At 56.8% G+C, this 15,770-nt stretch carries 12 protein-coding genes; 5 read left to right on the top strand and 7 right to left on the bottom strand.

The window, feature by feature from the left end; genetic code table 11:
- The first annotated feature begins 106 nt into the window (after positions 1 to 106).
- Positions 107 to 1,126 (top strand): LacI family DNA-binding transcriptional regulator, encoded by a 1,020-nt coding sequence (locus AC2FH0_RS09515; protein WP_281973175.1) that lies wholly within the window; start codon positions 107 to 109, stop codon positions 1,124 to 1,126.
- Between the two features lie 2 nt (positions 1,127 to 1,128).
- Here the strand turns inward: AC2FH0_RS09515 and AC2FH0_RS09510 are convergent, their stop codons facing one another.
- Positions 1,129 to 2,100 (bottom strand): LysR family transcriptional regulator, encoded by a 972-nt coding sequence (locus AC2FH0_RS09510; protein WP_271949993.1) that lies wholly within the window; start codon positions 2,098 to 2,100, stop codon positions 1,129 to 1,131.
- 88 nt (positions 2,101 to 2,188) lie between these two features.
- On the bottom strand, positions 2,189 to 4,624 hold the full coding sequence (locus tag AC2FH0_RS09505) for a GcvT family protein (RefSeq protein WP_496789190.1): 2,436 nt from the start codon (positions 4,622 to 4,624) through the stop codon (positions 2,189 to 2,191).
- 184 nt (positions 4,625 to 4,808) lie between these two features.
- Between AC2FH0_RS09505 and AC2FH0_RS09500 the strand changes: the two genes are divergently transcribed.
- Entirely contained in the window at positions 4,809 to 6,326 is a 1,518-nt protein-coding gene (locus tag AC2FH0_RS09500) for a trimethylamine methyltransferase family protein (protein WP_496789188.1), read from the top strand.
- Positions 6,327 to 6,386: 60 nt separating this feature from the next.
- Positions 6,387 to 7,355 (top strand): agmatinase, encoded by a 969-nt coding sequence (speB, locus tag AC2FH0_RS09495; RefSeq protein ID WP_496789186.1) that lies wholly within the window; start codon positions 6,387 to 6,389, stop codon positions 7,353 to 7,355.
- Here speB and AC2FH0_RS09490 read toward each other — a convergent pair.
- From AC2FH0_RS09490 to AC2FH0_RS09470, 5 genes are all read right to left on the bottom strand, one after another.
- A complete protein-coding gene (locus AC2FH0_RS09490) occupies positions 7,352 to 8,326 on the bottom strand; it encodes an arginase family protein (RefSeq protein ID WP_496789185.1) in 975 nt (324 codons plus the stop codon). The genes speB and AC2FH0_RS09490 overlap by 4 nt on opposite strands.
- A gap of 51 nt (positions 8,327 to 8,377) precedes the next feature.
- Positions 8,378 to 9,967: an ABC transporter permease gene (locus AC2FH0_RS09485; protein WP_496789184.1), complete on the bottom strand. Its 1,590-nt coding sequence runs from the start codon at positions 9,965 to 9,967 to the stop codon at positions 8,378 to 8,380.
- Positions 9,960 to 10,997, bottom strand: coding sequence for a quaternary amine ABC transporter ATP-binding protein (locus AC2FH0_RS09480; protein ID WP_496789183.1), 1,038 nt, complete (start codon positions 10,995 to 10,997; stop codon positions 9,960 to 9,962). Before AC2FH0_RS09480 ends, AC2FH0_RS09485 begins: the two co-directional genes overlap by 8 nt.
- Before the next feature lie 77 nt (positions 10,998 to 11,074).
- Positions 11,075 to 12,025 carry an ABC transporter substrate-binding protein gene (locus tag AC2FH0_RS09475; protein WP_142637765.1) on the bottom strand — a complete coding sequence of 317 codons (951 nt, stop codon included), beginning with the start codon at positions 12,023 to 12,025 and terminating at the stop codon, positions 11,075 to 11,077.
- Positions 12,026 to 12,366: 341 nt separating this feature from the next.
- Complete coding sequence (locus AC2FH0_RS09470) at positions 12,367 to 13,254, bottom strand: LysR family transcriptional regulator (RefSeq protein WP_142637763.1); 888 nt, start codon at positions 13,252 to 13,254, stop codon at positions 12,367 to 12,369.
- Positions 13,255 to 13,352: 98 nt separating this feature from the next.
- On the opposite strand from AC2FH0_RS09470, the gene AC2FH0_RS09465 reads away from it, so the two are divergent.
- Positions 13,353 to 14,795 (top strand): aldehyde dehydrogenase family protein, encoded by a 1,443-nt coding sequence (locus tag AC2FH0_RS09465; protein ID WP_496789181.1) that lies wholly within the window; start codon positions 13,353 to 13,355, stop codon positions 14,793 to 14,795.
- Positions 14,795 to 15,769, top strand: a complete 975-nt coding sequence (locus tag AC2FH0_RS09460) for a membrane dipeptidase (RefSeq protein ID WP_496789179.1) — start codon at positions 14,795 to 14,797, stop codon at positions 15,767 to 15,769. Before AC2FH0_RS09465 ends, AC2FH0_RS09460 begins: the two co-directional genes overlap by 1 nt.
- Position 15,770: the final 1 nt, after the last annotated feature.

The following is a 15,770-nucleotide window of genomic DNA, read 5'->3' as shown; positions in this document are numbered from 1 at the left end:
TTTGCCTGCGACAAAGCAATCAATTTCTGTAAGCGGTTACATTTCGCTTTCGCCTAGACGGCGCAGAGCTTACACATATTTGCAAAATCAAATTTCAGGTTTGACAATGCCAAAGGCAAAAACTGCACCGACCCTGGAGGATGTTGCGAAACTCGCGGGCGTATCGACCGCCACGGTTTCACGTTGCCTCAATTCTCCGAACCTGGTGGTGCAGGCTACGCGTGATCGGGTTCAGTCTGCCGTTGACGCTTTGGGATACACGCCGAATTTTGCCGCACGTGTTATGGCTGCCAGACGGTCGCACACCATCGGCGCCATCATTCCCACCATGGAAAACGCGATCTTTGCGCGTGGACTTCAGGCCTTTCAGGAAGAGCTGCGCCAGCATGGCTATACCCTGCTTGTCTCTAGTTCGGCCTATCAGCCTGAGATCGAAGAAGAGCAGATACGCAACCTGGTCGCACGGGGGGCGGATGGGTTGCTGCTGATCGGGCATGATCGAGACTCGCGGATCTATGACTATCTCGCAAAGCGCAGGATTCCAGTTCTGATAGCCTGGTCGTTTCAGGCAGACGCACCAGTCCCTTCGGTCGGATTTGACAACCGTGCGGCCATGGCCGAACTGGCAAATCAAGTGATCAAGCTGGGTCACCGAACCCTGGGTATGATTTCTGGTGTCAGCACCGGAAACGACCGTGCCCGACTGAGGATCGAAGGGGTGCAAGAAGCAATGCGCCGCAACAACATCCCAAATGACCGGCTGACGATCGTAGAAACGCCATATGAAATCGAAAACGGGGCAGAGGCGTTTTCCCGTCTGATGTCTCGGCAAGATCGACCAACAGCGGTGCTGTGCGGGAACGATGTTCTGGCTATCGGTGCGTCGCGCCGGGCCAAGGAGATGGGGCTTAGAGTTCCTCAGGACGTCTCCGTCACAGGGTTCGACGATATCGAACTGGCGCAGATCACCGATCCAGGCTTGACGACCGTGCATGTCCCACATCGGGAAATGGGTCGACGGGCTGCGCTGGAACTGGTTGGATTGATCGAAAAGCCCACCGAAAGTTGCAATGTACAGTTGCGAACCAATTTGGTCGAACGCCAATCGCTGGGGCGCCCCGGCTGACTTCAGGCGGCCTCATTCTCCATGGTGCGAAACTCACCTTTCAACCAGGCGTGACTTGCGCACATCGGGTCGGTAAAATGTTGACGAATAAGCTTTCCCATCGCTCTCTGGATTAGCTTCGAAGTGGTCTCGGGGTATACGTCGGTCGTGAATAAAGACACTGTTCTTACAAAGTTTCGGCCGGGAAATGGCACCACCCGAACTTGGTCGTGAAATCTGTGGGCCCTATGAAAACTTGCGGCCGTGGTGATGGTCCAACCGGTGCCTTCAGCGACCAATCCTATGATCGACTGATTGCATTCCAGTTCGAACCTGTTGGGCAGATCAAATTTACCTCGCCTGAGCTGTATCTCAATTTGCTTGCCGATCACGTAATCACGCGAATAGCGCAGCAACGGCAATTCTGCGTTTGATGAAAACATCTCCTCGGGCATGCCACTGAACGCTCCGGGCAAAACAACGATAAAAGGGTCGCGCATCAACGGGTATTCGATCAGGCCCTCGGTCCGTTCGAACGGTCGGGTCGCCACCCCTGCATCCAGCTTATGTTCCTGCAACTTGGCAATGATCTCATGGCTGGGGCGTGTGAAATGCCGAAAACTGCAGCGCGGCAAAGCATGCGCAAGAAACCGAAACAGGTCTGGCGAGATTTGATTGTCGAAATCATCAATCAGTGCCAGCCTCAAATCCGTCGCATGGCGCCAGTTACCCGACCGGATCTCCGCCTCGGCCTTTTTCAAAACAATCAGCCCATCGCGGACATGGCGCGCATAGACTTCACCGGCAGGTGTCAGACCCATTGGACGACGCCCGTGATCCACCAAATCAATGCCCAACGCGGTCTCAAGGCTTCGTAGGTGATTGGAAACCGTGCTGATAGACAAACCGGTTTCCGATGCGACCTGTTGGATCGATCCTGACTTTGCGACCAACTGAAAAACTTCCAGCCAGCGGAGGCTTAGCGACTTTGGCACATTTACAGTCCGTTGTTTCGATTACATCAAAACTAGCGAAACAAAGAACGCCCCTCATTGCAATGAGGAACTTGCAACCCGTTCTGCCTCAAGCCCGGAGCCTGCTATGGTCCGGGTCATAGGGCGAAGGTGCGATCACCGTTGCGTTGACCCGTATTCCACAGTGATCCAACTCTATCTTGCACCCGAATTCTGCAAGTTGCGGATCGACAAATCCATGGGCAAGATTGAGGCCGGTGCGGTGCCCCCACTCGCCCGAGGTGATTGTTCCGACAACCGTGTCACCCAGCATCAGCGAAGCCCCGGCATGGGCAGGTCCCTGTCCTGTTTCCAACCGGAGCGGCACGAGTTTTCTCCGCGGCCCATCAGCATCACGGTTCAGCAAGGCATCGCGCCCGATGAAGTCGCCCTTTTCCAACCTCACAAACCGATTCAGTCCTGTTTCAAAAGGATTAAACTCGGTGATCAAATCAGCCTTCCAGTGCAGGAACGTCTTTTCCATCCGCATGGAGTCAATCGCCCGAGCGCCAAACAACTTGAGGCCGAAGCGCTCTCCAGCCCGCCGCAGCGCCAGATATGCGCTATAAAGCGAAGGGTTGGGAACGTGGATTTCATATGCCAGTTCGCCAGAAAAACTTACCGCCATCACCGTTGCTGGAGCGAAGCCAACAAAGCACTCCCTGACGCTCAGCCATGGAAAAGCTGCCGGGGACCAATCACCGCGCGCGCTGGACGCCAGCACATCACGTGATTTCGGGCCGGCAAGGATCAGAATGGTGTAGTCGTTGGTCAGACTGCGTAAATGCACGTCTTCATCAGGGTAGCGGTTATGCTTTAGCCAATCCATATCGTGGAATTCACTTGCCGCCGCCGAGCCATACCAGACCCGGGCAGGGCCGCGATCGCTGGCGGGCAGGTTCGCCACAGTCGCTTCGGCTTTGACCATCCCGTGATGGTTCAAAAGATAGCCCAGCCCAACCCTGCCGTCGCGGCGCGTGACAGCACCGCAAAACAGACGATCCAGAAAGGCATGCCGATCCGCGCCAGTAATCTCGATACGGTTGAAACCATTCACCTCGGACAACCCGACATTGGACTGAACATTTGCCACCTCGGCCCCGACCAAATCATAGGTTTCGTCAAAATCGAAACTGAGGGTCGGTTCAAAGCTGGGGTCAGGCTTGATGTAATCCACCCTTTCCCATCCATTGACGACAGTGAATTCGGCGCCCTCGGCCGCCAGAACCGGGGTCAAAGCAGTGGTCTTAGCAGGCCTCCCCGCGGGGCGGTGTTCATGCGGGAGATGAAAGCGAAATTCGTTTTGATAATCCTCAACTGCCTTCAGTGCCGTCAGCTCCACATTCGCGTGGTCTGTGAACCGGCGCGGATCCAGGCACCAGGTGTCATAACAGGCCTCTCCATGCACAATCTGCTGGGCCAGCAACCAGCCGTGGCCACCGCCCTCACCTAACCCCGCCCGCAGGCCGATGATACAGAAGGCGTTGCGCTTGCCCGGGATCGGCCCGACAAGCGGCGCACCATCAATCGTGTAGGTGATCGGCCCATTGACGACGGTGTGAATCCCGGCCTCCAACAGAGCAGGCATCCGGGCAAAAGCGCCCTCCAGCACATCCGAGACACGGTCCAGATCGTCCGGGCACAGTGCATTGATAAAATTTGGATCGATCCCGTCCATGCCCCAGGTCTTGCAGCCCTGTTCATAGAACCCCAGCAAGAGGCCGTTCTTTTCTTGTCGACAGTAGAAATCGCTGATCGGACATCGCAGCAAAGGCATTCGGTGGCCGGCATCGCGGATTTCAGGAATATCTTCTGTCAGAAAATACTGATGCTCCATCGAGGCCACGGGGTGGTGCACCCCCATCAAGGCGCCCACTTCGTTCACACGATATCCGCAGGCATTCACCACGATGTCACAGTCGATATCACCGTGTTCGGTCTGCACCGTCCAGGTGTCATCCTTGTGTTGGGTCAACCCGACAACCGGGGTATTCCGGTACACCTCGGCCCCGGCCAAACGTGCAGCCCGGGCCAACGCCTGACACAGCTGAGCCGGATCAATATCCCCGTCCAAAGGATCCCACAGCCCGCCAATTAGGTTTTCGGTCGAGATCAGAGGGTGCCGCCGAGCGCATTCTTCGGCATAAATAACCTCGAAATGGACATCCATCCCCCGGGCCATCGACGCGAAATGGCGGTATCCCTGCATCTGCGCTTCGGTATTCGCCAGCCTGATCCCGCCATCGCCGTGGTGATAGTTGATGGGATAGTCCGGGTTGGCAGCCAGGTCTTGGTACAGCTTGATCGAATGGGATTTCAGCCCAACCATGGTTTGGTTTGTTCCGAAATTCGTCACCTGCGCCGCGGAATGCCATGTGGTGCCCGAGGTCAGCTCGTCCCGCTCGACCAGGACAACATCTGCCCATCCCTCTTGCGTCAGGTGATACAGCGTTGAACACCCAGCGATCCCGCCACCAATTACCACTACTTTTGTCCGCGACTTCATTGGCTTTGCTCCTCTGAACCCCAATAGGTTTTGCTGAAAACGGGTCTTCGCAACAGCTTACGAATGGCTTGTGCTGAAAAATCGAAACTACGATTGAGGATTCTGAAAGGCGCATTTCCCTTTTGCAGAGACCCCGCATCGCCCTTTACGGTTCCGGGAATTCTGACATGAAAAGGATTGGGCGTTGTCAAAGGGCAGTAAAAGAAGCGGTCGAAATGCGCGTCTTGCGCAACGCGCAGCAGAGCCCGCCATAGATCCGTGCCCCCCCGGGCAAGCCGGTGGTCGCTTTCAACCTTTGACACAGTCCGAAGTCAAACAAATATACAATACCGCCTTAAGGCTTCTGGAAACTCTGGGCATGGGCGAGGTCCCGGACAGGCTGGCCAACGACCTGCGGTCAGCCGGTGCACAAACCGGACAGCAAGGGCGGCTGCTATTTCCTCGAAACATGGTTGAAGACGCTATTGGGTCCGCTGCCAAGACTTTCTCGTTTCATGGCCGGGACGAAGCGCGCTCGATCGAAGTGGGCGGAGACCGCGTGTTCTTTGGCACCGGCGGCGCGGCGGTGCAGACGCTGGATCTGGAGAGCGGTCACTATCGCCCCTCCACGCTGGCCGATCTGCATGATTTCACGCGGCTTCAAGATACGCTGGCCAATGTCAGCTGGTTCACGCGCTGCTGTGTCGCGACTGATCTGCCAGATGTTTTCGATCTGGACTTGAACACGGTTTACGCTCTGGTTCGCAATACCACCAAACCGATTGCCACGTCGTTTACCCTTGCCGAACATGTGGCCCCGATCGTCGAAATGCTCGACATCGTTGCAGGCGGGCCGGGTGAGTTCGCCAAGCGGCCGTTTCTGAAGGCCCATATCAGCCCGGTGATTTCACCGCTGCGCTATGGCGAGGATGCGGTGGATGTTGTCTATGAATGTATCGCACATAATATCCCGATGTCCTGCATTACCGCCGCACAGGCGGGCGCCACAGCACCCGCGACACTCGCCGGGTTTCTGGCGCAGTCTTTGGCCGAGACGCTGGCCAGCCTTGTTATGGTCAATGCGATCAAACCCGGCTTCCCGATGGTGTTTTCCAACTGGCCTTTCATCGTTGATTTGCGCACCGGCTCTTTCGCAGGCGGCAGCGGTGAGACCGCCATCCTGAACGCGGCGTCGGCACAGATCACTAACGCGCTGGGGCTGCCTTCGGGAGTGGCCGCCTCGATGACTGATGCCAAAGCTGTCGACGCACAGTACGGGGCCGAGAAAGGAATGACCTCGCTGGCTGCAGCGCTGGCCGGGGGCAATCTGATCTACGAAAGCTCGGGCATGACCGCTTCGTTGCTGGGCGTCAGTTTCGAAGGGTTCGTCCTTGACGACGAAATGCACTCTCACACCTATCGCGCTTTGCGCGGCATCGAAGTGACCGACGAAAACCTGGGATTCGACGCCATTTGTCATGCGGTACTGGGCGACGGTCATTTTCTGGGAAGCGCCCACACCTATGCTGCGATGGAACGGGACTACTTCTATCCAGCGCTGGCTGACCGGAACGAACCCCGGACATGGCAGACCGAAGGGGCCGCAGATGCGTGGACGGTTGCCCGCCGGCACGCAAAGGACATCCTGGCACGACATCATCCGCAATACCTGACCGAAGAACAGGACGCTGAAATCCGCAGACGGTTTCGCATTCTCTATTAGACTTACGCTGAACGATCCTAGCCAGTAGGCTTGCACCACATACACTCAGATGAGGCCCTCATGACAAACCCCTTCTTTCAGCCGGTCTCGGCAATGGAGCTTGCGCGTTTTGCCGGTGTCCCGACGTTCATGCGCCTTCCCGGGCTGACGCCCAAGGACGACCGGATTGACGAGGTGGATATTGGCATCGTCGGAATCCCGTGGGATGGTGGCACCACCAACCGCCCCGGCGCGCGGCATGGGCCTCGGCAGTTGCGCGACTTTTCGACCATGATCCGTGCAATGAACCCGGTCACCGGTATTGCTCCGTTTTCCATGGTGAATTGCGCCGATCTGGGTGATGTCGCGCCGAACCCGGTGGACATCGAAGACACCATGAACCGAGTCACGTCTTTCTATAACGATCTGACCGAACGGGGCATAACGCCGCTAACCGCGGGCGGCGACCACCTGACCACCCTGCCCGTCTTGCGCGCTCTGGCCAAGTCGGAGCCATTAGGCCTTATTCAATTCGACAGCCACACCGACCTGTTCGACAGCTATTTCGGTGGCTACAAATACACCCATGGCACACCGTTTCGTCGTGCCGTTGAAGAGGGCCTTGTGGACCCCAAGCGCTTTGTCCAAGTCGGCATACGCGGGACGGCCTATAACACAGACGATATCGATTGGGCCGAAGCACAGGGCATCCGCATCATCCGCATCGAAGAACTGTTCGACCGCGGCATTGACGATGTCATGGCCGAGGTGCGAGAGATCGTCGGAACAAGTCAGACCTATTGCACCTATGACATCGACTTTGTGGACCCCACCTATGCCCCCGGCACTGGCACGCCGGAAATTGGCGGGCCAAACAGCTTTCAGGCGCAGCAGGTGATCCGCCAGTTAAGCGGTGTCAATTTGGTTGGTGCTGATCTGGTTGAGGTCGCGCCCCCCTTCGATGCCGCTGGGGGCACGGCCTGGCTGGGCATCTCACTGATGTTCGAGCTACTGTGTGTTCTGGCACAGGCCGTAGACGCCCGCCGCTAACCGGTGTTTTCGGCAATCATCGAGATCATCTCGAACATCACCGCCGCCGCGGTCAGGGCGGTGATATTGTTGGGGCTGTCCTTGGTGGGCATCATGCAAACAACGTCACCTCCGACAATGTTCAAACCGCGCGCGGCACGCAGGATACCCACGGCCTCATCAATATCGAACCCCTTTTCGCCCGGTTCCAGATTAGAAACCGCCGGAGCGATTGTCGGATCAAGGCAATCCAGATCGAAGGTAATATAGACCGGTCGGTCGCCTAGAACCTCTTTGGTCTGCGCCACTACATCTGCAAGCCCGCGCTGACGAAATTCGCGCATGGTGACGATGTTGTACCCGTAGTCGTAGGACGGCTGCAACCAGTCCAGGCTGCGCGGATGGCCTCGCAGGCCGATCTGCATCGAACAGGTAGGATCAACCTGCCCCTGATCGGCCAGATAAGCTCCCCAATGAGCGGCCGACTTCTTTGCCCCCAAAAAGTGATCGACCTTTGTAAACACATCCGTATGGGCATCCAGGTGCAGAAAACTGATCGGCTCTCCTCCGGCCAGCTTCCCACATCCCAGCGCCTGTACGATCCCGCCGGTAATGGAGTGGTCACCGCCAACGGATACCGGGCGCGCACCTGCCGCATCTATGCCTTTGTAAAAGGCGGTAATGCGCTCGATGCAGTCTTCGTTGTCGTTGGCGCGCGGGAAGGGTACATCGCCGACATCGGCAATCTTCGCGCTGCTCCAGGGGTCGATCTCAAAAACCGAATGGACCCTGCGCTGTACCGCCGAGACATTCCGCAAGGCGCGCGGGCCCAGATGCTGATCCCTTTCGGTTGTCCCGTTTCCGGTCGAATGCGGCACACCGACAAGTGCAATATCCTGCCCCTCGGGTCCGATATTGGGGCAGCGAAACATCGTCGGTATGCCCCACCAGTACAAATTGTCCATCATGGACTGCTCATAGCGGTCGACCATTTCATCCTCCGGTAAAAAAATGCCCCCGGCCTGGGCCGAGGGCATAGAAGTTCAGATTCTTTCGTCTTCTCGCCGGAATGCACCCTGAACAATACGGTCCATGACCATAGCAAGGAACAAAATGGCAAAGCCGCCCAACAGGCCGGGCCCCTTGGCTGCGTATTGCAACGCCTCAAGGATTTCCTTGCCCAGCCCTCCGCCACCGATCAGCGAAATGATCACCACCATCGATAGGCACATTAGGATGGTCTGGTTCACCCCGGTCATGATCGACGGCAAGGCCAGAGGTATCTCGACATCCTTCAGCAACTGCCATTTCGAAGCCCCAAAGGCCACAGCAGCCTCTTTGATACTGTCGGGCACCCCGCGCATGCCCAGCGCGGTCAGTCGGATGACCGGCGGCATGCCAAAGATGATCGTGGCCAGAATGCCGGGCGGGTTGCCGGTGCCAAAGAAGGCGATAATCGGGATCAGATAGACGAAGGCCGGCAAAGTCTGCATCAAGTCCAGCACGGGCTCTGCCGCGCGGTAGGCACGCCTGGACTTGCCAAACCAAATGCCCAGTGGAATGCCAAAAACAACGCATAACAGCACCGCCGCACCGACCAGCGCCACGGTTTCCATCGCCACATCCCAATATCCCAGCAAGGCGATATAGGCCAATGAAGACGCCGTGAAGATCGCCACTCGGGGGCCTGCAGCCCGCCAAGCCGTCACACATATCACCAACATCACAACCGGCCAAGGCGACCCGATCAGCGCAATGGTCAGGGCATCCAGAACCGACCGAACCCCAGCGACGATCCCATCGAATACGTCCCCGCCAGCAAGAGCGGCCGCATCTATCTGCGCCTCCATCCAACTTGCAAGGTTTGAAAACAGGGTCCCGCCGCCCTCACCCAATATCAGTGCGGACACTTCTTTTTCGGGGAATGCATCCAACATAGCCATCGACGCATTGACCGTGAATTTGTAGACAATCAACGGCCCAATCGCCGCAACAAGCACAGCCCCCAGCACCATATTTCGCCTGGACTGACCACTTTCGGTACTGTCCGGATCGGTCCGCCATTTTGAATACTGTTTTTCATAGACGCGGTCGGCATAGAAGCCCTGTGCCAGTTTGAAGACCAGCAGCATCAGCAATCCGGTGATCATGATGCTGAGCGCTTCAGACTGCGCGGCCGCGGCTTTTCCAAAGCTGGTATCGGCGGCTTTCTGTATATTCGCTGCCAGCTTGGTGAAACGGTCAATATCGGCCTTCTCTATCGCATCGGCCGCTCGCGCCAGCAGCTCGTCGGCGCGTGCCTGCTGACGTTCGGCACGTTCCACCATGTCAGCGCCCGGATTGCCCCAGGCGCCACGCCCGATCTGAACCCAAGCGATGATTTCCAGGATCAGGAAGGTCCAGAACATCCCCCAGATGGCTCGTGATGCTGACCACAAAGGCCCCAGAACCGCGGCCCAGAGATTGAACGTATTCGGAACCGCACTGGTTGCATCATGGATCTTGTGAAACGCCTTGACGTAATAGTCCCCGTTCGGACCAGCAAACTCGTGAATGGACCGATCCAGTGCCTCATGGTCAACCTCGATATCCGAGGCGGCGGTTACTTTCACTTCGGTGGTTACATCAGTCATTCTTGCCCCCCTGAATTCCGCGCAGCAGGCGCGGTTTGGTGACGACGCCGACGTCTTGCCCTGCATCGGTGATGATCACCGGCTGGTCCGTGTTGACGGCAAGGTCGATCAGCTGATCCAGATCGGCCCCCTCATCCGCGCGCGGCGCGCCGTCGGTCGGGCCGGAATAGCTGTCCAGTGGCTCCATGATCGAGTGTGCCTTGACCAGTTTCAACTTGGAAATGCCCTGAACAAACTCGCGCACATAGTCATCAGCCGGGTTCATCACGATATCTTCGGGCGTACCGATCTGAACGATGACGCCATCTTTCATGATCGCGATGCGGTGGCCAATGCGGATCGCTTCGTCCAGATCATGGGTGATGAACAACGTCGTTTTCTGCAACTGGGCAACCAGCGCTTTAAACTGGTCCTGCAGTTGCAGCCGGATAAGCGGATCAAGCGCCGAAAAGGGCTCGTCCATCAACAGGATTTCCGGGTCCGAGGCCAGCGCGCGAGCGATCCCGACACGCTGCTGCATCCCGCCCGACAATTCCTTGGGCAGGCGGTCTTCGTACCCGGTCAGGTCCACCAGACCCAGCGCATGATCCGAGACGGCCCAGCGCTTGGATTTGGACACTTTTCGAATTTCCAAAGGATAGGCCACATTGTCTCTGACAGATCGGTGCGGCATCAGCGCCATATGCTGGAAAACCATCCCGATCTGCTGCGCGCGGATACGGCGCAGCTCAGCCTCGGATATTTTGGATACGTCCTGGCCCAGAATCTCGATCTTGCCTGAGGTCGGCTCGATCAAGCGGTTCACGTGGCGCACCAGCGTGGATTTCCCGGATCCCGAAAGACCCATAATGCAGAAGATTTCGCCGCGCGGGACTTCGAAAGACGCACCCTGTACGCCGACCACACAATTATACCTTTCAAGAACTTCAGGCTTTCCAATCCCTTCATCCCGTACTGCGGTCATGGCCTCCTCTGCCCGCGCACCGAAAATCTTCCAGACATCTGTCAGCTTAACGACTGTTTCGGTCATACTTGCCCCTTCAATGCAAAACAGGCCGCCAGGCATTCCCGGCGGCCTATCTGTAATTCAGTTCCGAGCGTTACCGATCACTCTGACATCCAGTTCAGAACCGCATCTTCGTTCGCACCGACCCATTCTTCGGCATATGCGAGCGGCTCTTTGCCATCTATGACAAGCGCATAAGTCATGGCCGAGACAGCGGCAGTATCCAGTTTCATGTTGGACAACAGCCGAGCAACCTCGGGGTACTCATCCTCAAGAGATTTGGCATAGTGAAGGTGCAGATAGGCCAAATCCCAGGCGACACCTGCTTCGGATTTCTCCAGCCAATCCGGATCATCCGTGGGCTGCAGGACATTCCATTTTGCCGCGTCATAGGCTGGCTCTTCCAGGATCTGAAGATCATGCAGTTCAAACACGTAATGCGGCGTATAGCAGAAACCCACCCAAGGCTCACCCGCTTTGATCGCGTTATCAAGGTTCGCATAGGCGACGGTTTCGTCTATCTCGGTCAATTCCATGACCTGGTCATAGCCATATGATTTGGCCCGGATTTTCTCGACATTGGTCGACGCCCAGCCGGGGGCACCGATCCATACTTCGCCCTGCCCGTCGCCATTGCTGTCGAACAGTGCCGCGATGTCGGGATTGGTCAGGTCGTCAATGGACCGGATATCATTGGCATCAGCGGTCGCTTTGTCGACACACATTCCTTGAAACGCCTCAACGCCATTGGAATTGAAGGTAACTGTACCCTTTTCGGTTACATAGGTGTCATGCAGGTTCTGCTGGTTCGGCATCCACACTTCGGGGTGTACGTGCATGGCGCCGGAATCCATCGCCTCGAACACGATCGGGTTGGTGCCATTCTGAAGCTCGACCTCTAGCCCCAGATTTTGTTCGATCGCAACCTTTAGAATGTGCGCTGTTGCATTTACCGATGGCCAGTTCGGCACACCGATCACAATGTCAGCAGCAAAAGCAGGCACAGCGACCATCATCGACGCGCCTCCCAGTAACATAGTGAGTTTGTTCATATTATTTCTCCGTGTTGGGCGTTCGAGGCGCTGTTCTTCTTACCCTCTGGGCAGCGGTACGCCTGTCAAACGACATCGGGATGACGTTCCATCCCCCTTTCTTAGCCAGTTACCGGGCGCGCCGGTTTGACAGGAAAATTCAAACATGCCGACACATGACCCATCAAGAACAACATGCCACAAATCGATATATGCGTCTTTCTCGAATATTAGTTTCGGTTTATTCTGATCTTGATCGATATGACGCCTGAAATAGGTGCAGCCGATTCTTGAGTGGGCTTGTCTGCCATCAATATCCCCTAAGCGGCGCCATCTCAGACAGGGGCACAGATTTTATCCAGTCAGTCCTCAGATCCCAGTACAAGATCCTGCTTCAGGATGAAGTCCCCAAACGCGTCCGTCAGCGTTTGAAAGCGCGAGCGTTGCGAGACATAAAGATACACCTGCCTTTGATCTTCGAGATCAGCTATCGGACGGAAGACGATAGCCTCAGGAAGAGACCGTGCAACGGTTTGCGGCAAAACCGTCACCCATTCCTCGGTGCGCACCAATGCGATCAGTGAATGGGTGTTCTGAATGGTCACACCGGCCTTCGAAATCGCCGCGTGAAACCGCGGGGACTGAACCAGATCGCACAGAGCATTGCGTATGAAGGGAACCGAAGCCACCTGTTCGATGGTTGGCATCTCCGATTGCTGTGCCAGCGGGTGAGCAGCCGTGCAAACCACCCCAAACCTGTCTTCGAACAAGGGCGTGGCTGTGACCCCGTTTAGCGCAAGATATCCGGATGCAATGCCGATATCCGCTTTTCCTTGCACAACCGCGTCCAGTACCTGCTGTGTATCGGTATCGCGGAGCTCGATCCTGATATCGGGGAAATGGCTATTCATGTGACTCAGCACCTTGGGAAAGGCAAGAGCCGCCACCGACGGCACAGACACGATCCGCAACAGGCCGTACTCTGCGCTGGCTATTGCCTCGATATCCTGAACTGTTTGATCGAACTGTCTGACCTGCTTCAAAGCCAAATCATGAACCTGCCGACCCACTTCCGACAGTCGATTTTTGCGCTCTCCCTCGAACAGCTTCTTACCCAGGTGCTCCTCAAGCTGCTTCAGCGTCATCGACACCGCCGATTGCGTTCGTCCAAGACGGTCGGCGGCCTCGGTCAGATTACCAGTCTGCACAACCGTGCAAAAACTGCGCAGTGTTTCAATCTTGATCGCCATACTTCAGTTTTTCTGCAATTTGTTTCATTTAATTGAGTTTGACTGATGTTCGCCAAAAAATCCATCCTAGGTCAAATGAAATCGCACTGGGGCGTAACGTGACACAACTGAATCTGATTGCTGGCGAATGGCTGGCAGGTGAGTCTGAAATCGAAAACCGCAATCCTTCGGACCTGAGCGATCTGGTCGGCATGTTTGCACAGGCCAGCGCTGACCAGCTTGAGGCGACGCTGGATCAAGCCCGTGTTGCACAGGCTGAATGGGCCGCCTATGGCATCGAACGGAAGCAAGCCGTTCTGAACGCTATCGGCAATGAAATGATGGCCCGGGCCGAAGAACTGGGTACGCTCTTGGCGCGCGAAGAAGGCAAGCCGCTGGCCGAAGGCAAAGGCGAAGTGTTCCGCGCCGGGCAGTTCTTTACCTACTACGCAGCTGAATGCCTGCGTCAAATCGGTGAGAACGCGGATTCTGTGCGCCCCGATATCGAAGTAGACGTTCGCCGCGAAGCTGTCGGCGTTGTCGCCATCATCAGCCCATGGAACTTCCCTACCGCGACTGCCTCGTGGAAGATTGCTCCGGCGCTGTGTTTTGGCAACGCGGTTGTGTGGAAACCCGCCAACATCACCCCGGCATCCGCTGTCGCACTGACCGAAATCATCGAACGTCAGGACATCCCCAAAGGTCTGTTCAGTCTGGTCATGGGTTCGGGGCGCAGCATCGGGCAACGCCTGGTCGAAAGCCCCAAGGTCAATGCAATTTCCTTTACCGGGTCAGTCCCGGTCGGCAAGGGTATCGCAGCAGCCGCCATCCAGAACCTGACCAAAGTTCAGATGGAAATGGGATCAAAAAACGCGCTGGCTGTGATGGACGATGCCGATCTGGATCTGGCCGTTACTCTGGCATTGGGAGGAGCGTTTGGCGGCACCGGACAGAAATGTACGGCGTCTTCGCGCCTTGTTGTGCATGCGGGTATCCATGACGCGTTTGTCGAAAAGCTGGTGGCCGGTGCGCAAGCGATGAAGGTCGGCCACGCGCTGGAGGAAGGCGTGCAGATGGGTCCCGTCGTCAGCCAACAGCAGCTGAGCGAAAACCTGGCCTATGTTGATCTGGGCAAATCCGAAGGGGCCGAGCTGGCCTGTGGCGGAACCCGGCTGGAGATGCCTCATGACGGGTTCTACATGTCGCCGGGCGTGTTTCTGAACACCAACAACGACATGCGCATCAACCGCGAAGAAATGTTCGCGCCCCTGACCAGTGTCATCAAGGTTGGCAGCTATGACGAAGCGCTGAGCGTCGTCAACGACACCAACTTTGGCCTGACCTCGGGCATCGTGACCAAATCGCTGGCCCGCGCCACGCATTTCCGTCGCAATGCGCGCACTGGTGTTGTGACTGTGAACCTGCCCACTGCAGGCACCGATTACCACGTGCCTTTTGGCGGCCGCGGCGACAGCTCTTACGGGCCGCGCGAACAGGGTAAGGCTGCGGCCGAGTTCTATACCACGGTCAAAACCGCCTATATCAGCGCGGGCCCCGTGTGATGCGGATCGACGGGCTACAATATGCCAACTGGTCGGAAAAGATTTTCCGCCAACTGCGTGACGGGGGCGTGGACGCGATCCACGTCACCATCTCGTACCACGAGAACTTTCGCGAAACGGTACTGAATTTCGAGAAATGGAACCGCTGGTTCGAACAATACCCGGACCTGATCATGAAAGGGCGCTGGGCCAGCGATATCGATACGGCTCGTAAAACGGGCCGGACGGCTGTGTTCTTTGGCTTTCAGAACCCCTCGCCCATCGAAGACGATATCGGGCTAGTCGAAATCCTGCACGATCTTGGCGCCCGTTTCATGCAGCTGACCTATAACAACCAGTCCTTGCTGGCGACCGGCTGTTATGAGGCCGAAGACACAGGCATCACCCGTATGGGCAAGCAGGTGATCAAAGAGATGAACCGCGTAGGTCTTGTAGTGGACATGAGCCATTCGGCGGACCGTTCCACCATCGAGGCCGCTGAATTGTCCGAGCGTCCCATAGCCATCACACACGCGAACCCGTATGATTGGTCGCCCGCGCTGCGTAACAAGCGCGACGATGTCATTCGTGCGGTGACGGAAAACGGCGGGGTGCTTGGCTTTTCGGTTTATCCTCACCATCTGAAAGATAAATCCGACTGCACGCTGGACAGTTTTTGCGAGATGATCGCACGCGCCGCCGACAAATACGGCGCGCAGCATCTGGGGATCGGCACAGACCTGTGTCAGGATCAACCCGACAGCATTGTGGAATGGATGCGGGTTGGCCGCTGGACCAAGGAAATCGACTATGGCGAGGGATCCGCTTCGGCACCAGGCTTTCCGCCCATGCCGGGCTGGTTTCAGGACAACCGAGATTTTGGGAACATCGAACAAGGGTTACGCGCGACCGGCCTGAACGATGACGAAGTGGCCGGGATCATGGGCAGAAACTGGTATAAGTTTTTTGCCGAGAACTTCGTCCCACAAGGGTAAC

The organism is Ruegeria sp. CDSC051 (genome assembly GCF_059610665.1).
This window is presented reverse-complemented; position numbering and strand designations above follow the sequence as displayed.